This window comes from Pseudomonas moorei (assembly GCF_042846945.1).
GTDB lineage: Bacteria > Pseudomonadota > Gammaproteobacteria > Pseudomonadales > Pseudomonadaceae > Aquipseudomonas > Aquipseudomonas moorei.
Map to the genome: position 1 here is coordinate 3,533,001 of NZ_AP035776.1, position 18,532 is coordinate 3,551,532.

Consider the following 18,532-nt stretch of genomic DNA (forward strand, 5'->3'; position numbering starts at 1 on the left):
CGTTGCACGAACAACAAAGCAGCATGGGCCGTTATCTGCGCGACCCGGAGCACTACGCGCCGCCCGCGGAAATGGACCCGGCGCGGGCACGGGTTTACCGCGACCTGGTGTTCGCCAACCTGTCGTCATTGATCAGCGGCACCTTCCCGGTACTGGTGCAAATCCTCGGTGATGAACAGTGGCGTGCGCTGGTGCGGATTTTTCTGCGCGACTACCGTGCCCACACGCCGAAATTCGGTGAGATCGCCGAAGAGTTTGTCGAGTTCCTGGCGTCTGCACCGCAGGCATTGGCCGAAGGTTCCTGGCCGCCGTTCATGGTCGAGCTGGCGCACTACGAATGGGTCGAAATGGCGCTGCAACAATCCGAAGCCGAGCCGTTGCCAGCGGGCGACGCCGAGCTGTTGCCGAGTCGCCCGTTGCGCGTTTCGCCACTGGCCTGGCCGTTGGCTTATGCCTGGCCGGTGCACTTGCTGGGGCCGGATTATCAGCCGGACACCGCGCCAGCTCAGCCGACATTGCTGCTGGTGCGGCGGGCCGAAGACTGGCAGGTGAAGTTCTCCGAACTGAGCCCGTTGGCCTGGCGCTTGTTGCAGCGCATCGACGAATGTCCAGAGCTGGACGGCCGTGCGCAATTGCAGGGGCTGGCGCTGGAGGCGGGTGGGTCCGGGTCGTCGAACTTCTTCGATGTCGGCCTGGCGTTGATCCGGCAGCTGCATGGGGAAGGGGTGGTGGGCGTGAGGCTGTAGGGTCCCGTCGTTTAGCAGGCGGGCGCGCTTGCCTGCCAGGGCGCTTCAGTTGAAGCAACGCACCGTCGCGATCACCAGCGCAATCAGTTGGCCTGCCGGTGTCCACGCCACCTGGACGATCAGCAGGAGGATGAACGCCAAAAATGCCCTGAGCAGAAAGGCATGGGTCATTTTGATGCAGGACACTTTGCGATTGGCCCCGGCGTGGTTGTACCTGACGGCGATAAGCAGCTTCTTGACCAGTTCGGGCTTGGGGGTGGCCGCGCTCCACAGGCTGGCCAGGTCCGTTGCATCGACACGGCTGGAGGTTGAAACCCTGAGCGTTTCGAAGGCCCATATCCCGGCCCTGAACAGGTACAACGTGGCCAAAAAGAAGATGGCCAGCGAACAGACGCTGAAGCTGATCGTTGATTTGTCGCTCCAGATGCTCGGCAGCAGAGAAGCCAGCACCGGTGTAAGCGCCGTCACGGCCGCCAGATAGATGCTGGCCTTGCTGTCTGCCGTTTTCCGGCGGTCCGATTCGGCGTCATCCAGGCGCCGCGCTTCCTCCAGGGCGGCGTCGGTGTCGACTGACCATCGGGCGATATTGATTTTGGCGATGTCCTGCTTATGCCGGGCGTCCTGCAGCTTGAGCTCTTGCGAAGTGAGCGGCTCCATTGCAGGCCAGATCAGTTCTATCAAGTCCATGGGCGACCCATGCCTTGAAGCTCGTCCACAATGGCACTGGTGATTGGCGCGCCGGTCATGTTTTCCAGCCAGGCCCACTGGCCATTGGGGTTGATTTCCAGAAACCAGAATCGATCATCCTGATCACAGATCAAATCAATCGCCCCAAAGCGTAAACCCAAGGATTGGGTCAGCTCGATGCACTGGTGTTGCAGGCGTTCCGGTAGCTGGATGAGTTCATGCTTGAGGTCGGCATGGGAGCCGCGACGCCAATCCACCGTCGTCTCGGCATGCGCCTGGGACCCGATCGCAACGGCAAATACCCGCTGTCCAACCACGGTCACACGTACGTCGTACTGCTTGGCGATCTCTTGTTGGACGATGATCGGCGCCAGGGCCAGGGCGGGGGCATCCGCCGCACAGAGACCATCAAGGCGAGTGGTGAACATCACGCTCTCGCGCTCGCCCGTCAGCAGGGATTCTCTAAGGGGCTTGGCAATGGCGTTGAAGTGCTCGGTGATCTGTTGCGCCGTTTGCAGGTCGTTGGTGATACGAGCCGCCGGCACGTCAAACCCGAGGCGATGGGCAAGCAGCAACTGTCGCGGCTTGTCCTCCGCCAGGACAATTTGAGTCGGCGAGTTCAGCCAGCGCCCCTCAAGGCGGGTATACAGGCTTTTCAGCAAGCTGGCCCACTCCGACTCCGCGTAGCGGCGTGCGGCATCGTCGATGATGTTTTCGCAAATCCGAGGCTTGCCCGGCCGCCTGAAGTAAGCGCCCGAAACCTGCGAGCCGCAGACCGTCCTGCCATCGAGTGTCAGCGTCCAGTCGTCGAGGATGCGATCCGAAAAGCTGCACGCCATGGAGGGCAGCAGTTCGGTGTTGAGCCGGAAAAAATCGATGCCCCGCCGCCTTGATTCGAGCACGACAAAATCCGTCGTAATGTCCCGTTGATTGGTCACTAAAAGCAGCATCAGCGTGGCACGTCCGGCGCCGAGACATCGACGCATTCAGGGTCCAGCGTCGAGTCTGTAGTGTCATCCTTCTCCGCGACCGCGTTGGTCTTGGTGATCAACTCAAGCAGATAATCCAGCGAGGGATCGTCTTGCTCAGGCGCAGCAAGGGTTTTGGTGAGCAGTTCGAGCGGGTATTGGCTGACCGCTTCCATCATGACGAACGGCGTGTCGTCGTCTTCTTCCACTCGAGCGTGTGTCTTGGTCAGAATCTCGGGAATTTGCCGGCATTCGACGAGGGGCATGGCGCCTTGTGCATGGTCGACCACCCACACATCCAGTTGCCTGGAGTAATGACCGGGAATACGGGCTTCACCGGTACGTAATGTCGCATAAGCGACCAGTAAGGGCGTGGCGTCAGCGGGCGAGTTCGACCTGGGCATGATACGTAGCTCCCTCAGCCTTGGATGCAGCACCGTTGAGTGTCGACAGCCTCCGGCTGAAGCCAGGGACAGGCGAAATTCATTGGTACACGCCCTGGGCCGGACATCTTCAAGGATAGTCGAGAGTGCGGAGTTTTCCGGGGCGATGCTGTCACTTTGCCCCAGGTGTTTCAGCGATGAAACACTTGTAAGTCGTTGAAATTTTTTTGCTCGATCCCCGCAATAAACCTCAAGCCTGGCCGATACAAAGAGCAGGCGCACACAAACCCACTACAACAATAGCGCCCCGCTGAAAGGGCCTGCGCCTGTCTGCCATTCAGTGATCACGCAAGGATGCTCGTAGCCACCATCACCCGAGAGTCATCCTATGTCATTGCGTAATCTGAGTATCGCGCCTCGAGCTTTCCTGGGTTTTGCCTTCATTGCCCTGCTGGTCATCGTGCTGGGGGTGTTTGCGGTGAATCGCATGAGCATCATCCGCCAGGCTTCCCTGGACATGGAAACCAATCAACTGCCCAGCGTCGGTTATCTCGGCAACATGACGGAAAACGTGCTGCGCATGCGCATCCTGTCGTTCCGCGTATTGGTCAACCGTGATCCGGCGGCGTTGCAGGAAGCACAGACGCGTATCGGTGTGCTGGTGGACAAGGTGCGCAGCGCCCAGGCCAGCTATGCCGCGTTGCCATTCCAGCCCGAAGAGGCGCAGCTGTACAAGTCGTTCACCGCCACCCTGGACAGCTACATGCGCGACCAGGAGCAGATGCTGGAGTTGTCGCGGCAGAACAAGCTCGATGAAATGCGCGCGCTGATCAATACGCGGATCAAGGACGGTACCGATCAGATGGGCGAGCAGCTCAACAAGTTGGTGGCACTCAACACCGGCTATGCCAAAACCGCCTCGGCCGAAGCGGGCGACAACTACAGCAGCGCCATTCTCGGCATTGTGGTCGCCGCCGTGATGGCCGCGCTGATGACCATTCTGTTGGCCTGGCTGCTGACCCGCAGCATCGTCACGCCGCTGAACCGTGCATTGCAGGCAGCGCAGACCATTGCTGACGGCAATCTGAGCAAAACCATCGAGGCCGATGGCCAGGACGAGCCGGGGCGGTTGCTCGGTGCCTTGGCGAACATGCAGGCCAATCTGCGCAAAACCATCGAACAGATCGCCGGTTCCGCCACGCAGTTGGGGGCCGCCGCCGAAGAGCTCAGCGCCGTGACTCAAGACGCTTCCCGCGGGCTGCAGCAACAGAACAACGAAATCGAACAGGCAGCGACGGCCGTCAACGAAATGACCGCCGCCGTGGAAGAAGTGGCGCGCAATGCGGTATCGACCTCCGAAGCGTCGAACCAGTCGACCCAGGCCGCCCGCGAAGGTCGCAACCGTGTGGTGGAGACCGTCGACGCGATCCAGACCATGACCCACGACGTGCACACCACCTCGCTGATGATCGAAGGCCTCGCCGCTCAGGGACGCGACATCGGCAAGGTGCTGGATGTGATCCGCGCCATCGCCGAGCAAACCAACCTGTTGGCGCTGAACGCCGCGATCGAAGCCGCCCGTGCCGGTGAAGCCGGACGCGGTTTTGCCGTGGTCGCGGACGAGGTGCGGGCGCTGGCCCATCGCACGGCGCAATCAACCCAGGAAATCGAGAAAATGGTCGCCGGCATCCAGAACGGTACCGGTGAAGCCGTGGCGTCGATGCAGCAAAGCAATCAACGTACCCAAAGCACCCTGGAAATGGCGCGTGCCGCCGGTGTCGCACTGGAACAGATCACGCAGTCGATCCATTTGATCAACGAGCGCAACCTGGTCATTGCCAGCGCCTCCGAAGAACAGGCCCAGGTCTCGCGCGAAGTCGACCGCAACCTGGTGAACATTCGCGATCTCGCCACCCAGTCCGCCGCAGGAGCCGACCAGACCAGCGCCGCCTCCCATGAACTGTCACGCCTGGCGGTGAATCTGAATGCGCTGGTGTCGCGGTTCGTCATTTAACGCTGAGCCTATGGCCGGGGTTGCGGATTGATCCCAAACCCCGGTCTTTCAAGCCGAGCGAGCCGGCAACTTCAGCTGCGCACACAAGCCGCCGCCCTCACGGTTACTCAACGTCAGCGATCCCCCGATCGCCAGCGCCAGTTGCTTTGCAATCGCCAGCCCCAGGCCAGTGCCGCCCGTGCTGCGATTGCGTGAATTTTCCACGCGGTAGAACGGCTCCATGACTTGGGCCAGTTGCTCTTCGGCGATGCCCGGGCCACGGTCCATGACTTTCACCGACACGCTGCCATCGGACTGCTTTTCCACCAGCAACTCCGCCGAGCCTGCGAATTTGAGGGCGTTGTCCGTGAGGTTGACCAGCACCCGGCGCAAGGCATGGGGGCGGGTGTCGATGACGGTGGTGCTCTTGCCGCTGAGCTGAACCTGCTTGCCCATGTCCTGATAGTCGAAGACCAGGCTGTCGAGAAACGAGTCCAGGTCGGTGCGGCGACTTTCTTCGGTGGAACCATGGATGCTGCGCGCGTAGGCCACGCCTTCGCGCACCAGGTGTTCCATCTCGCCGAGGTCGTTCCAGAGTTTGTCTTTTTCGGCGGAATCGTCCATGAATTCGGCGCGCAGTTTCATCCGGGTGATCGGCGTTTGCAGATCATGGGAGATCGCCGCCAACAGTTGCATGCGCTCCTTCAGGTAGGCGGCAATGCGCGCCTGCATGGCGTTGAAGGCCTTGGCCGCGTGCGCCACTTCAGTCGGGCCTTTTTCGTCGAGCAGCACCGGGTGGGCGTTGGGGTCGAGGGTGTCGACGGCTTCGGCGAGGCGGCTCAGGGGGCGGATGGCGATCCGCACGGCCAGCCAGGTGCAGGCCAGCATCAGCGCCAGTTGTCCGAGCAGCACGAAGGGCAGCCAGGGCGACAGCGGCACCATCGCAGGCCGCACATCGATGGTCAGCGGGCTGCCGTCCGAGAGTTTCAGGTGCACCTGAAAGTGTTTTTTCGGCCCGGGAATGTCGGTGAAGGTCATCGGGTAATCCTTGCCGATGGCGTCCTTGATCGAGGCCATCGCAATCGGCGCCTCCGGCATGTCCATGTCCATGGGCGTGCCTTTCTCGCCGTCACTGAGCAGATAGCCGTAGTTGGCCCGTTGCAGCTGTTGCAGCCAGCCCGCGCGCTCGTTGGCCGGCAAGCGGTCGAGGATGGCGATGGAGGTCGAGACGTCGGTTTCCAGGTTGCCGAGCATGGTGTTTTTCGAGCTCTCGTAGCGCTCGTAGTACTGCGCACCGAAAGACAGGGCCTGGGCGAGGATCAGGCCGACCAGGAAAATCAGCGACAGCCGCGAAGCCAGGGTGCGGGGCCAGCGCATCGAGAGACTCATGAGGGCGCACCGACGATTTCCACGGGCAGGGAAAACACGTAGCCCTCGCTGCGCACGGTCTTGATGTAGGCCGGTTCGCGGGCATCGTCCAGCAGGCGCTGGCGCAGGCGGCTCACCAGCAGGTCGATGGAGCGATCGAACAGGTCGGCATCGCGGCCCTGGGTCAGGTTCAGCAACTGGTCGCGGTTGAGCACCCGCTGCGGATGGTCGAGGAACACTCGCAGCAGGCGATATTCCGCGCCACTGAGCGCGACCAGGGTGCCGTCGCCGTCCAGCAGGTGGCGGGCCGAGGTGTCCAGGCGCCAGCGCCCGAAGGCCAGCAGGCGACTGGTTTCGGTGACCACCAGGTTCGGCGGCAGCATCCGTGTGCGGCGCAGCACGGCGTTGATCCGCGCCAGCAGTTCACGGGCGGCGAACGGCTTGACCAGGTAATCGTCGGCACCCATTTCCAGGCCGATGATGCGATCGGTTTCATCGTTGCGGGCGGTAAGCATCAAGACCGGAGTGGCCTTGTGTTTGCCGGAGCGCAGCTCGCGGCAGAGCATCAGGCCGTCGTCGCCCGGCATCATGATGTCCAGCACGATCAGGTCTACCGGGGTGGATTCGAGGAAAGTTCGCATTTGTCGACCATCGGCCACGACCGTGGTGCGCAGGCCGTTCTTCTTGAGGTAGTTGCCGACCAGTTCGCGGATCTCGCGGTCATCGTCAACGATGAGAATGTGATCGACGTGTTCCATGGGGACTTGCCTCTGTCAGTGGGGGATGTCGCACAGTCTATCGAGCCCTGGTCTGCTCGCCCTTGGCCCTTTGTATTGCAGTGTATCTGGCCAGTCGGTGGATACACACAGACGCAAAAAAGCGAATTTTCAGGGGTTTTGTATCCCTGTGTATCCCGGCCCGGCTTTGATACTTACCGATTTACCCGCGCTTTTTCCCGACACATACGGGATACCTCGGGGGCTTCTAATAGGTTCCAACGAGGCACACCCAACCGCCTCTAGCCAACCAACGACCTGTCCGTTGAAACCTTGAGGAAACCGCCATGAACACCAAAGCCGTCTACGCCGCTTGCCTGTTTGCCGCCCTGAATATCTGCACCTTGTCGGCCCGCGCCGAAGCCGATGTCAGCGCTAAAACCTACACCTACGGCACGCAACTGGACATCAAGAAAGTGGTGTCGTCGAAACAGGACGCCACGCCGTCCTGCGGGATTGTGAATGCCCAACTGACCTACCTGGACTCCCAGAGCAAAACCCGGGTCCTGGACTACCGCAAGTTTTCTGACAGCTGCAACGCGGACAACTGAGTCCTGCGATCAGCCATTACCCATCCGCCATCCCCTTTGAATACAGGAAGAACACCATGAAACATCTCAGCCGCTACTTGACCGCCGTTGCCTTTTCCATCGCCGGCGCCGCTGCCCACGCCAACGCTGCCGTAGAACAAAGCGCCTGCGGCAGCAGCACCTGCTTTCAACTGACGCCCGTGGCGCAGAAGGGCGGCAAGGCCTTTCTTGCCGAGGACGGCTATAGGCGTACGCCGCAGGGACGAGTCGTTGCCGAAAACGGTTATAGCCACACGCGCCAAGGTAAGCAGCAGGATAGCCAGACAGTTTGATGAATAACACGATCCCCTGTAGGCGCTGGCAAGCCAGCGCCTACAGGGGGACGTCTGTGCACCGCCACCCTCATTTTCAAGGTGATCCCATGTTACTCATCGCTTTCCTGGGCGGCCTGTTGACCGTGCTCAGCCCCTGCATCCTGCCGGTCGTGCCGTTCCTGTTCGCCGGTGCCCATCGATCGCGCTCGTCGATCATCCTGACCCTGGCTGGCATGGTGCTGACCTTCGCCCTGATTTCCAGCCTGGCGGTGGTCAGCAGTGAATGGGTGATCAAGGCCAGCAGCACCGGCCGCCAAGTGGCGCTGATCGTGATGGCGCTGTTCGCCCTGTCGCTGATTTCCGCGCGGGTCGGCGATTGGCTGGCACGGCCCTTCGTTCTGCTGGGCAATCGCATCGACCCGGCCAGCCGCAAAATGTCCGGCCCGTTGAGCTCGATCATGATCGGTGTCGCCACGGGCCTGCTGTGGGCACCCTGCGCCGGGCCGATCCTTGGAGTGATCCTCACCAGCGCCATGCTGCAAGGCGCGAATGCCGCGACCAGCCTGTTGCTGGTGGCCTATGGCACGGGCAGTGCGTTGTCCCTCGGCACCTTGATCTTCGCCGGTCGCGGTCTGGTCAATCGCCTGAAACCCTCGATTCCCGTAACCGGTTGGCTGCGTCGAGGCGCCGGAGTGGCGGTGCTGGCCGGTGCCGTGATGATCTCTACCGGCGCCGATGACGTGCTGCTGGCCAATACCTCGTCGGAAGGGGTCAGCAGCGTCGAGAAAGGCTTGCTGGAAACCGTGCCAAAGGTCGTCGACTACCTGGTCAGCAAGGTCAAGGCCGAGTCGTCCATGGACAACGCCAAAGGCGCCATGCCGTCGCTGTCCGGGGCCGTGGCATGGATCAACTCGCCCGCGCTGAGCAACGAGTCGCTCAAGGGCAAAGTGGTGCTGGTGGATTTCTGGACCTTCGACTGCATCAACTGCAAGCACACCCTGCCGTACGTGAAGGACTGGGCGAAGAAATACGGGAAGGACGGCCTGGTGGTGATTGGCGTGCACACGCCTGAGTACGGCTTCGAACGCATCATCGACAACGTCAGGGACAAGGTGAAGGAGTACGGCATCACCTACCCGGTGGCGATCGACAACAACTACGCGATCTGGCGCAACTTCGACAACCAGTACTGGCCGGCGCACTACCTGATCGATGCCAAGGGGCAGGTGCGGTACACGCACTTTGGTGAGGGCAGCTATGAGACCCAGGAGAAGATGATCCAGCAGTTGTTCGAGGAGTCGAAGGCAACTGCGCCTGCGGCGTAATATCCACAGCTCAATGAGCCGTCCGATTCTCCTGACTTCGCCGCCACGCCGCTGGCGGCGATCCAAATTCACGCCTGAATGCCCGGCTGAACGCCGTATCCGTCTGGTATCCCACCTCTTCGGCGATCCGCAGCAGAGAACTGTTACTGCTGCGCAACAGATTGGCCGCCAGCAACATGCGCCATTGCGTCAGGTACTGCATCGGCGAAATCCCGACCAGTTGCTGGAAGCGTTCGGCGAGTACCGATCGGGATGTGCCGGCGGTGCGTGCCAGCTCTTCCAGGGTCCAGCAGTGACAGGGTTTGCCGTGCAGCGCGTTGAGGGCGGCGCCGACGATGCGGTCGCTCACGCCGGCCAGCCAACCGGTCCGGCCCTTGCCTTGTTCCTGCATGTACAGGCGCAGTACTTCGATGAACAACACCTCGGCCAGTTTCGCCAGCACGCCTTCGCCGCCAGGCCTGGGTGAACGGGCTTCGGCCAGGGCGTAACGCACCGAAGATTCCAGCCAGATACCGGCCGCCGAGCCGCGTACATTGACCCGCACCACGGACGGCAACCCCGTCAGCAGCATCCCCGCCAACCGCGTGTCGCACGCCAGATAGCCGCACACCAGGCGCGTGACCGCGCCGCCCCCGCCATAGCTCAACTGCCGGGGGCGGCGCGCCAGTACCGCGTCCAGACGGGCACCACTGGCAGGCGCAAGGCCGGGTTGCGAGCACATGCGATGGGCATCGCCCTGGGGGAATACCACGACATCGCCGGCCGTCAGCCGCAACGGCGGGTCATTGCCTAGTTCGACGTAGCACTCGCCTTCGGTGATCAAGTGAAAGATCACCACCCGTTCGGCGTTGGGCTCCAGGAAGGGCGCGGCGCTGTCCGCGCTCGGCGACTGGTAGCACCAGGGCGCGGTGAACCGGGCGTTGATGAAAATCGCGCCCACCAGGCGCACGACACGCAGGGTTTGTGACAGGGCATCCATGATGGGTTTTCCCATGCCGATCGTGGGTCAAAAGCTGATTGTGGGCCTGTCGCGGCGAAGCATGAAACCTCCGGACGATCGGACAGTCTTGGCCGACGATCGGGCAGGACGCCGCCGTTGCCCGGCGCGATAGTTGTCACACAGGGCTCGGCCCTGCCATCCATAACAAGAATGAGAGGTTGCCATGCCTAAGTTCGTCATAGAACGCGAAATTCAAGGTGTTGGGACACTGTCACAAAGGGATTTGAAAGCCGCTTCGCAAAAGTCCTGCCGGACGTTGCGCGACTTGCCGGAGGTGCAGTGGCTGCAGAGCTATGTCACCGGTGACAAGCTCTATTGCGTGTACATCTCGCCGAGCGAAGAGCTGATCAGGGAGCACGCCAGGCAGAGTGGTTTCCCGGCCAATCGAATTTCCGAAGTCACCCAGATCATCGATCCCACCACGGCCGAATAAGCCGGGCTGCGTTCCTCACCGCAACGGAGCGGAATCCATGAGTACACCCATTGATCTTGTTGCCCTGAAAAACCGTCAAATGGCCGCCTGGGCCAGTGGCGACTACGCCGTGATCGGTACCACCCTGCAGATTGTCGGTGAGCAACTGGCCGAAGCCTGTGACCTGCTGTGCGACGAGTTGGTGCTCGACGTGGCGGCCGGTAATGGTAATGCCACGCTGGCGGCGGCGCGTCGCGGCTGCATCGTGCGCTCGACGGACTATGTCGCCGCATTGCTTGAACGCGGTGAAGACCGGGTCAGGGCAGAGCGCCTGAATGACAATGTCGTCTTTCAAGTGGCTGACGCCGAAGCGTTGCCCTTCGAGGACGCCAGTTTTGACGCTGTGCTTTCGACCTTTGGCGTGATGTTTGCGCCAGACCAGCCCAAGGCCGCCGCGGAACTGGCGCGGGTCTGTCGGCCAGGAGGCCGGATTGGTCTCGCCAACTGGACACCGGAAGGCTTCGTCGGCCAGATGTTCAAGACGCTGGGTAAACACCTGCCGCCACCGCCCGGCGCGCTGCCGCCGTCGCAGTGGGGCACCGAAGCCTGGTTGCGCGCGCACTTCGACGAGCGCGACTTCCTGCTTCAGGTGACGCGCCGCACGTTCAACTTCCGCTATCGCTCGGCGGCGCATTTCATCGACACCTTCCGCACGTGGTACGGGCCGATGCACAAGGCCTTTGCCGCGCTGCCACCCGAAGGTGCCGAGGCCCTGGAAAATGACCTGACCGAACTGATCAACCGGTCGAACCGGGCAGGGGAAAAGTCGCTGGTGGTGCCGGGTGAGTATCTGGAGGTGGTGATCACCAGGCGTTAAGTCGACAACCCATCACCCCCCTGTGGGAGCTCGCTCCCACAGGGTATTTGCACTGATTGTTCGGGGACTAGATGACTTTCGCCCCCCGAGCCACCAGCAACTCGCGCAATACCGAACGATGACAATGGGCTTCGTCCTCGCAGTAACAGCCGACGGCCAGCGAGGTGTGGTGGGAGAGGGCGGCCAGCAGATCGAGCAACTGGCTGGGCGCTGGGTGGTTCATTTCGGCCTTGAACTTGCGTTTGAAGGCGTGCCAGGCCTTCTCGTCCTCGGCAGCCTTGGCTTCGTGCACCAGTTCCGCGCTCGGAGACAGCAACGGCTGCCAGACATCATAGAAATCCCGGCTGGCGAATTCGGCCTTGGGTACGCCCCGCGGTGGCCGGCGCACGGTACCCAGGCGCAGGCCTTCTCCAGGTTGGCGCGGGGCGCCCAGGCGCACGATATGAATGGGCATGGCGCTACTTGAGCCGCGAGCCGTCGAACCACTCCAGCGCCGTGCGCCACAAGCAGATCCCGAGAAAGTACGCCGACATCAATAGCCAAAGCCCCATGACCATCGGATTGATGACCGGATGGTTGAGCACCAGGGACAAGCTGCACAGTAACCAGATGGCCGTCACGGCGATATTGACCGGCATGAAGCGGCGCACGCGGAACGGGTGCAGGAATTTCATGCGGGTCAGGGTCAGCAAGGCGAGGCCAATCACGGTGAGAAAGGTGATCCATGGCGACGGCGCAATGATGTACAGGCACAGGGCAACCACGTTCCAGGCGGCAGGGAAGCCCTGAAAATAGTTGTCCTTGCTTTTCATGTTGACGTTGCAGAAGCAGAACAGCGATGACACCAGGATCAGCGACACGGTCAACAGCAGGGTGTAATCCGGCAGCGGAATGTAGCGGTAGATGAACAGCGCCGGGATGAAGACATACGTCAGGTAGTCGATCACCAGGTCGAGGATCGAGCCGTCGAAACTCGGCAGCACCGACTGCACATTGACCTTGCGCGCCAGGGCACCGTCGAGGCCATCGACGATCAGGGCCACGCCCAGCCACAGCAGGCAACTGGTCGGCTGGTTATCGAGCAGGGCGAGGGTCGCGAGGAAGGCAGTGACTACGCCTGTGGCGGTAAAGCCATGGGCTCCCCAGGCTTTGAGCCTGGCGATGTGTAGAGTCGATATCACGGGGCGTTCTCCAGAAAGTGAAGCAAGCCAGTCATCACCCTCATCTAGCGGGCGGCGGCAAACCGGGGTCGGGTTGCAGGTATCGACCGGGTATCCGGGAATAAGGTTCACCACTCATGAATCTTAGCCGCGCCGTAAAAAAATACAGCGGATAAATCTGCGCTACCCAGTTGCGACGTGTCGGCCAAACGGTGGTGGCGCAATCGGGTGCGAGGACTATCGTTGCCTGACTGGATCACTCCCATTAATGAGGACGCCGTCATGAACACCAGCGATCTGCTCGAACAATTACTGCGGGCCGGCCAGGGCTCGATGTCGCAACAGGGCGCGGGTGGGGCGTCGGCTCAAGGTGGGCTCGGGGATCTCGGCGGATTGCTCGGCGGCCTGCTGGGGGGTGGTGGCGCAGCCAGTGCAGGCGGCGGTGGCTTGGGAGGGCTGGGTGGTTTGCTGGGTGGCCTGCTCGGCGGCGGTTCGCCAATGGGCGGTGCGGCCCCCTCGCGTTCCGGTGGTGGCACTAACTATGCTGCCCTCGCTTCGTTGGGAATGATGGCATTTCAGGCCTATCAAGCCTGGCAACGCAGCCAGGCCGCCGCGCCGCAACAGGCACCTCGCACGGTGGACTTGTTGGCTGGCCCGGAAGTCGAGGCGCACAGTCACGCGATCCTTCGCGCATTGATAGCGGCAGCCAAGGCTGACGGGCGGATCGACGATGCCGAAAAACAGATGATCAGCGCCGAAATCGGCCGTCACACCGATGACCCGCAACTGCAGCAGTGGCTTGATGCCGAAGTTGCCAAACCGCTCAATGCATCCGAAGTGGCACAGTCGGCCACCGACCCCGGCATGGCGGCGGAAATGTACCTGGCCAGCGTGATGCTGGTCGACGATCAGCAGGACGCCGAGCGCAATTACCTGGACGAACTGGCGGCGGCGCTGAACATCGACCCGGATCTGCAGGTGCATCTGGAACAGCAGGCCAAGGGCGGGGCGGCCTGAAGATCAAGTCGTTTGATGGAGCGCCATCGTCGGAACGCCGCCAGGAGCAAGCCACGCCCCCACAGTTTGGCCGTGCCGAAATCCCGCGGGAGCGGACTTGCTCGCGATGGCGATTATCAAACACCGCAGATTTCAGCGCTTATCCTTGGGTTTCCCGCTCCAGGGATTCTTCAGCCGCAGCGACCTTACCTTTTGTCTTCAGCTCACTGACAATCACCGCCGCGACGATCAATCCCGCCCCCAGCAGCGCAATTGCCGGCAAGCGTTCCCCGGCGATCCGCCCGACAATCCCGGCCCACACCGGCTCACCGGCATAAATCAGCGTGGCCCGGGTGGGCGAAACACTCTTCTGCGCCCAGTTCATCGCCACCTGAATCGCCGCACTCGCCATACCCAGTCCCAAGGCACTGCACAGCAGCAGCCAGGAGAAATCCGGAATCCGTTCCTGGGTCGGCACCACCATCAGGAACGACAACAGGGATGTGACGGCCAGTTGCACCACGGTCACTCGCTTCACATCGACCTGGCCGGCAAAGTTGCTGATCAAGATGATTTCCGCGGCGATGGCAATGGCGCTGATCAAGGTAGCGATTTCACCAGGACTGAAGTGCAACGAAGCTCCGGACGGGCCGGACAGCAGCATCAGGCCGGTAAAGGCCAGCATGATCCCGATGCTCGGCATCAGCCCCGGACGCCGCCCCAGCACCAGCCATTGCAGCAGGGGCACGAAGGGCACGTACAGCGCCGTGATGAACGCCGACTGGCTGCTGGGAATGCTTTGCAAGCCAACCGTCTGCAAGCCATAGCCGAGCATGATCGCCACGCCGATGAAGGCGCCGGCCTTTAACTCGAACAGGGTCAGTTCGCGCAGGGTGCGCCAGGAGAAGAGGGCAACGATGCTCGCGGCGGCGGCAAAGCGCAGGCCGACGAAAAACATCGGTCCGCTGGCCGTCATCGCATGCTGAACCAGCAAAAAGGTTCCGCCCCAGACCATGGTGATCAGCACCAGCACGCACTCGGCCTTGCTGAGCCGCAGGAAACGGGAAGGGGCTTGAGGAGCGTTCAGCGACGTCATGATCTTGCGCACTACCTGAAGGGGGACGCACAATGCGCCCGAAGTTGGGCAGTATACTGCGCAACACCACCAAGTGAGCAATATAGTGCACAAAGATTCCACGCCTCGGGCTTCGGTCCTGCAGCACGTCAGCCAGAATATCCGACGCCTGCGCCATGCCGCCGACATGAGCCAGACCGCCCTGGCGGAAAAGTCCGGCGTCAGCCGCCGCATGCTGGTGGCCATCGAAGCCGGCGAAAAGAATGTCAGCCTGACCACCCTCGATCGCGTGGCCGAAGCATTGGACGTGGCCTTCAGCGACCTGATCCAGGCCCCGGACGTCCGCGATCACAGCCGCATCAACGAACTGGCCTGGGCAGGCACGATCCCCGGCAGCAAGGCAGTGCTGCTGGCCAAGGCCAACGCCACCCGCGAAGTCGAACTCTGGGAATGGCGCCTTGAACCGGGCGAACACTACCCCTCGGAGCCGGATGCCGATGGCTGGAGCGAGCAGTTCTACGTCTTCGAAGGCTGCCTGACCCTGATGGTCGGTGACGTGCCGCATCGCATCAGCGCCGGGGAGTTTTTCATGTTCGCCAGCAACCAGCCGCATTCCTATCGCAACGAGGGGCCGGTGGCGGTGCGTTTTGTGCGCAATGTGGTGATCTGAACTGTTTGCCGATCAACAGCGGATACACATTTTGCTGTTCTCAAATGGTTATATGTTTTCTGTTTTTTATTTAACTCACTGATAAATAAAGACTTAATTTTCAGGCACGACTCCTGCAAAAGCTCTGGTGCATTCACCCAGAACCTGGAGTCGGCCCATGACAGCCTCAGCCCAATCCCCCCGCTCTGCCAATGTGAGCCCCGCCCATGTGATCGGCTCGGACGCCGAGGCGATTGCCGTCGCCCACAGACTCGCCGCGCGTTTTGCCGTCGAGGCCAGCGTGCGCGATCGCGAGCGGCGTTTGCCGGTCGCCGAACTCGACGAGTTCTCCGCCAGCGGTCTGTGGGGCATCACCGTACCAAAGGCCTACGGTGGCGCCGGCGTCTCCTACGTGACCGTGGCCGAAGTGATCAAGATCATTTCCGCCGCCGATTCCTCCCTCGGCCAGATCCCGCAAAACCACCTCGGCGTGCTCGACATCCTGCTGCAAACCGCCAGCGAAAAGCAGAAGCATTACTACTTCGGCAAGGTCCTGCAGGGTTACCGTTTCGGCAATGCCTTTTCCGAAGCCAAGAGCAAAAACGCCGGTGCCTTCGAAACCCGGATTCGTTTCAACGACGACAGTGCGCAAATCGACGGCGAGAAGTTCTACTGCACCGGTGCGCTGTTCGCGCACATCGTGCCGGCGGTGGCGGTCAACGAGCAGAATCAGGCGTTCATCGCCTTCATCGAACGTGACAACCCCGGCTTGAGCGTGTTCGACAGCTGGGACGGTTTCGGCCAGCGCACCACCGCCAGTGGCGGTGTAACCCTGAACGCGGTGAAGGTCCCGCTCAGCGCGGTGATCCCGGCCCATAAAGCCTTCGACGAACCCACCGCCGACGGCCCGATCTCGCAAATCATCCAGGCTGCCGTCGACACCGGCATCGCCGTCGGCGCCCTGGAAGAAACCAAGCGCTACGCCCGTGAGGCGCGTCCCTGGATCGACAGCGGCCAGGATCACGGCTGGCAAGACCCGTTCAGCATCGCCGCGATCGGCGATCTCGAATGGCGCGTGCATGGCACTGAAGCGATCCTGAAAAAAGCCGGCCAGGCCATCGATGCCGCGCTGCTCGACGCCAATGAAGACACCGTGGCCCACGCCTCGGTGGTGGTGGCCCAGGCCAAAGTGCTGTCCGCCGAGATCGCCTTGCTCGCCAGCAGCAAGCTGTTCGAACTGGCCGGGACCCGCTCGGTGCTCGGCAAATACAACCTCGACCGTCACTGGCGCAACGCCCGGACTCACACCCTGCACGACCCGGCGCGCTGGAAATACCACTTGATCGGCAACTACCTGCTCAACGGCGTGAAACCTGCGCGCCACGCCTGGAACTGAGGAGCACAGCATGAACGCCTTGACCCAACCGATTGCTACCGCACACCCCCTGGCCAAAAGTCAGCACGACCTGCACAACGCCCGCAGCCTGCTCGATGCGACCCTGGGTTTCGTCCGCCAACACGATCAGCCAACGGACGATCCTTTGCTCATCAGCCGTTTCGGCGATGTGCACATCCGCATCGAAGTCGCCGCCGCGTTGCTGGAACGCGCCGAAGAATTTCTTGCCAGTCACACGGATGCCATTGAAATCAGCATCGCCGTCGCCGAGTCCCACCTGGCCAGCGCCGAGGCCTTGAGCACCGCGAGCAACGCTGAGTTCGAACTCACGGGCTTGCGCACCGCGCTTCCCGGCTCGCTGCACGACCCTCTGCGCTGGAAACTCCAGCTCATCGGCAACTTCCGCCTCAATGGCATTCATCCCCCCAGTTTTCCAACCGCCGCAGAGGGAGTCGTTTGATGGCCCGTGAAATTCGTCTCAACGCCTTTGACATGAACTGCGTCGGCCATCAGTCGCCGGGATTGTGGGCACACCCACGGGACCGCTCATGGCAGTACAAGGACCTGGAGTACTGGACCGACCTGGCGAAAATCCTCGAGCGCGGCAAGTTCGATGGTTTGTTCATCGCTGACGTGCTGGGCATCTATGACGTGTACAACGGCAATGGTGATGCGGCGATTCGCCAGGCCGCCCAAGTGCCGGTCAACGATCCGCTGCAACTGATCCCGCCGATGGCGCTGGTGACCGAGCATCTGGGCTTTGGCCTGACCGCGTCGCTGTCGTTCGAACATCCGTATCCGTTCGCCCGCCGCCTGTCGACCCTCGATCACCTGACGAAGGGGCGCGCGGGCTGGAACATCGTCACGTCGTACCTGGAGAGCGGCGCGAAGAACCTCGGGCAGAAAACCCAGACCGAACACGACGCCCGTTACGACTTCGCCGAGGAGTACCTGGAGGTTTGCTACAAGCTGTGGGAAGGCAGCTGGGAAGAGGGCGCCATCCTGCGCGATCGTGCGCGGCGGGTGTTCAGCGATCCGGGCAAGATCCATGAAATCCGGCACGTCGGCAAACACTTCCAGGTGCCGGGCATTCACCTCTGCGAGCCTTCACCGCAACGGACGCCGGTGCTGTATCAGGCCGGCGCATCGAGTCGCGGCAAGCAGTTCGCCGCTGAACATGCCGAGTGCGTGTTCGTCGCCGCGCCGTCGAAAGTCCTGTTGAAGAAAACCGTGGCCGATATCCGCCGGCGTGCGGCCGAGGCAGGGCGCGATCCGAAGAAGATCCTCATCTTCAACCTGCAGACGGTGATCCTCGGTGAGACCGACGCCAAGGCCAGGGCCAAGTTCGAAGAGTACAAAAGCTGGGTCAGCTACGAAGGCGCCATGGCCCTGATTTCCGGCTGGACCGGCATCGATTTCAGCCAGTTCAAACCCGACGAACCGCTCAAGCATGTGCACACCAACGCCATTCAATCCGCGGTGGAAGCGTTTTCCACCGCCGACCCGAACAAAGTCTGGACCCCTAACGAACTGGCCGACTGGGTGGGCATCGGCGGCTTTGGCCCGTTGTTCGTCGGCAGCCCGGAAACCGTCGCCGACCTGTTGCAGGAGTGGGTCGAAGAGACCGGTGTGGACGGGTTCAACCTGGCTTACGCCCTGACCCACGAAACCTTCGTCGATGCCGTGGAGCTGCTGGTGCCCGAGTTGCAGAAACGCGGGGTCTACAAGACCGAATACGCCCCCGGCACCTTGCGCGAGAAGCTGTTTGGTGAAGGACCGCGATTGCCCGATATCCATCCGGGCAGTGGCTATCGCGATCTGGCGGCGTTGCGTCAGCAGGAGAAGAAAGTGGTGTCGGCCTAAAAGCGATCGTGAGC

The 18,532-nt window shown here is 61.9% G+C and carries 20 protein-coding genes and 1 pseudogene; 12 read left to right on the forward strand and 9 right to left on the reverse strand.

The features are described from left to right. Window positions 1-23: 23 nt before the first annotated feature. Window positions 24-746 carry a putative DNA-binding domain-containing protein gene (locus tag ACGJAX_RS16605; protein WP_390959893.1) on the forward strand — a complete coding sequence of 241 codons (723 nt, stop codon included), beginning with the start codon at window positions 24-26 and terminating at the stop codon, window positions 744-746. Window positions 747-791: 45 nt separating this feature from the next. On the opposite strand, the gene ACGJAX_RS16610 is transcribed toward ACGJAX_RS16605, so the two are convergent. The 3 genes from ACGJAX_RS16610 to ACGJAX_RS16620 are packed head-to-tail and all read right to left on the reverse strand — an operon-like array spanning window position 792 to window position 2,805. Further along, window positions 792-1,433, reverse strand: a complete 642-nt coding sequence (locus tag ACGJAX_RS16610; protein ID WP_248914163.1) for a hypothetical protein — start codon at window positions 1,431-1,433, stop codon at window positions 792-794. After that, window positions 1,424-2,419, reverse strand: a complete 996-nt coding sequence (locus ACGJAX_RS16615; protein WP_390955412.1) for a hypothetical protein — start codon at window positions 2,417-2,419, stop codon at window positions 1,424-1,426. The genes ACGJAX_RS16610 and ACGJAX_RS16615 overlap by 10 nt, the downstream gene beginning before the upstream one ends. Then, window positions 2,383-2,805, reverse strand: a complete 423-nt coding sequence (locus tag ACGJAX_RS16620; protein ID WP_390955413.1) for a hypothetical protein — start codon at window positions 2,803-2,805, stop codon at window positions 2,383-2,385. The genes ACGJAX_RS16615 and ACGJAX_RS16620 overlap by 37 nt, the downstream gene beginning before the upstream one ends. Before the next feature lie 367 nt (window positions 2,806-3,172). Between ACGJAX_RS16620 and ACGJAX_RS16625 the strand changes: the two genes are divergently transcribed. Beyond that, window positions 3,173-4,798, forward strand: coding sequence for a methyl-accepting chemotaxis protein (locus tag ACGJAX_RS16625; protein ID WP_390955414.1), 1,626 nt, complete (start codon window positions 3,173-3,175; stop codon window positions 4,796-4,798). 48 nt (window positions 4,799-4,846) lie between these two features. Here the strand turns inward: ACGJAX_RS16625 and ACGJAX_RS16630 are convergent, their stop codons facing one another. Next, the gene (locus ACGJAX_RS16630; RefSeq protein ID WP_390955415.1) at window positions 4,847-6,166 is read right to left on the reverse strand and encodes an ATP-binding protein; all 1,320 of its coding nucleotides are present in this window, start codon (window positions 6,164-6,166) and stop codon (window positions 4,847-4,849) included. After that, the gene (locus tag ACGJAX_RS16635; RefSeq protein WP_390955416.1) at window positions 6,163-6,903 is read right to left on the reverse strand and encodes a response regulator; all 741 of its coding nucleotides are present in this window, start codon (window positions 6,901-6,903) and stop codon (window positions 6,163-6,165) included. Before ACGJAX_RS16635 ends, ACGJAX_RS16630 begins: the two co-directional genes overlap by 4 nt. 305 nt (window positions 6,904-7,208) lie before the next feature. On the opposite strand from ACGJAX_RS16635, the gene ACGJAX_RS16640 reads away from it, so the two are divergent. The 3 genes from ACGJAX_RS16640 (at window position 7,209) to ACGJAX_RS16650 (ending at window position 9,090) form a co-directional block, all read left to right on the forward strand. Further along, window positions 7,209-7,472, forward strand: coding sequence for a DUF2790 domain-containing protein (locus ACGJAX_RS16640; RefSeq protein WP_247254325.1), 264 nt, complete (start codon window positions 7,209-7,211; stop codon window positions 7,470-7,472). Between the two features lie 56 nt (window positions 7,473-7,528). Next, window positions 7,529-7,783, forward strand: coding sequence for a hypothetical protein (locus ACGJAX_RS16645; RefSeq protein WP_390955417.1), 255 nt, complete (start codon window positions 7,529-7,531; stop codon window positions 7,781-7,783). Window positions 7,784-7,872: 89 nt separating this feature from the next. Further along, a complete protein-coding gene (locus ACGJAX_RS16650; protein ID WP_390955418.1) occupies window positions 7,873-9,090 on the forward strand; it encodes a redoxin family protein in 1,218 nt (405 codons plus the stop codon). A 10-nt stretch (window positions 9,091-9,100) separates the two neighbouring features. Here ACGJAX_RS16650 and ACGJAX_RS16655 read toward each other — a convergent pair whose 3' ends face one another. Next, window positions 9,101-10,069 carry an AraC family transcriptional regulator gene (locus tag ACGJAX_RS16655; protein WP_090319454.1) on the reverse strand — a complete coding sequence of 323 codons (969 nt, stop codon included), beginning with the start codon at window positions 10,067-10,069 and terminating at the stop codon, window positions 9,101-9,103. Window positions 10,070-10,253: 184 nt separating this feature from the next. Here ACGJAX_RS16655 and ACGJAX_RS16660 point away from each other — a divergent pair, with 184 nt between their 5' ends. Together ACGJAX_RS16660 and ACGJAX_RS16665 are read left to right on the forward strand one after the other, a co-directional pair. Beyond that, window positions 10,254-10,523 carry a DUF4242 domain-containing protein gene (locus ACGJAX_RS16660; protein WP_090319457.1) on the forward strand — a complete coding sequence of 90 codons (270 nt, stop codon included), beginning with the start codon at window positions 10,254-10,256 and terminating at the stop codon, window positions 10,521-10,523. Between the two features lie 37 nt (window positions 10,524-10,560). Then, a complete protein-coding gene (locus ACGJAX_RS16665) occupies window positions 10,561-11,379 on the forward strand; it encodes a methyltransferase domain-containing protein (RefSeq protein WP_390955419.1) in 819 nt (272 codons plus the stop codon). Between the two features lie 67 nt (window positions 11,380-11,446). Here the strand turns inward: ACGJAX_RS16665 and ACGJAX_RS16670 are convergent, their stop codons facing one another. Then, a complete protein-coding gene (locus ACGJAX_RS16670; protein WP_247254330.1) occupies window positions 11,447-11,833 on the reverse strand; it encodes a DUF488 domain-containing protein in 387 nt (128 codons plus the stop codon). Window positions 11,834-11,837: 4 nt separating this feature from the next. Next, window positions 11,838-12,560, reverse strand: coding sequence for a phosphatidylcholine synthase (gene pcsA / locus ACGJAX_RS16675; protein ID WP_090319467.1), 723 nt, complete (start codon window positions 12,558-12,560; stop codon window positions 11,838-11,840). Between the two features lie 261 nt (window positions 12,561-12,821). Between pcsA and ACGJAX_RS16680 the strand changes: the two genes are divergently transcribed. Further along, window positions 12,822-13,556, forward strand: a complete 735-nt coding sequence (locus ACGJAX_RS16680; protein ID WP_390955420.1) for a DUF533 domain-containing protein — start codon at window positions 12,822-12,824, stop codon at window positions 13,554-13,556. Between the two features lie 139 nt (window positions 13,557-13,695). On the opposite strand, the pseudogene ACGJAX_RS16685 reads toward ACGJAX_RS16680, so the two are convergent. Continuing rightward, a pseudogene (locus tag ACGJAX_RS16685) lies at window positions 13,696-14,722 on the reverse strand (DMT family transporter). Between ACGJAX_RS16685 and ACGJAX_RS16690 the strand changes: the two are divergent. The 4 genes from ACGJAX_RS16690 (at window position 14,717) to ACGJAX_RS16705 (ending at window position 18,518) form a co-directional block, all read left to right on the forward strand. Continuing rightward, on the forward strand, window positions 14,717-15,280 hold the full coding sequence (locus ACGJAX_RS16690) for a helix-turn-helix domain-containing protein (RefSeq protein ID WP_090319475.1): 564 nt from the start codon (window positions 14,717-14,719) through the stop codon (window positions 15,278-15,280). The pseudogene ACGJAX_RS16685 and the gene ACGJAX_RS16690 sit on opposite strands and share 6 nt — an antisense overlap. 157 nt (window positions 15,281-15,437) lie before the next feature. Then, window positions 15,438-16,655 (forward strand): SfnB family sulfur acquisition oxidoreductase, encoded by a 1,218-nt coding sequence (locus ACGJAX_RS16695; RefSeq protein ID WP_390955421.1) that lies wholly within the window; start codon window positions 15,438-15,440, stop codon window positions 16,653-16,655. Window positions 16,656-16,665: 10 nt separating this feature from the next. Next, on the forward strand, window positions 16,666-17,115 hold the full coding sequence (locus ACGJAX_RS16700) for an acyl-CoA dehydrogenase (RefSeq protein ID WP_248914170.1): 450 nt from the start codon (window positions 16,666-16,668) through the stop codon (window positions 17,113-17,115). After that, window positions 17,115-18,518: an NtaA/DmoA family FMN-dependent monooxygenase gene (locus ACGJAX_RS16705; RefSeq protein WP_390955422.1), complete on the forward strand. Its 1,404-nt coding sequence runs from the start codon at window positions 17,115-17,117 to the stop codon at window positions 18,516-18,518. The genes ACGJAX_RS16700 and ACGJAX_RS16705 overlap by 1 nt, the downstream gene beginning before the upstream one ends. The last annotated feature ends 14 nt before the right edge of the window (window positions 18,519-18,532 follow it).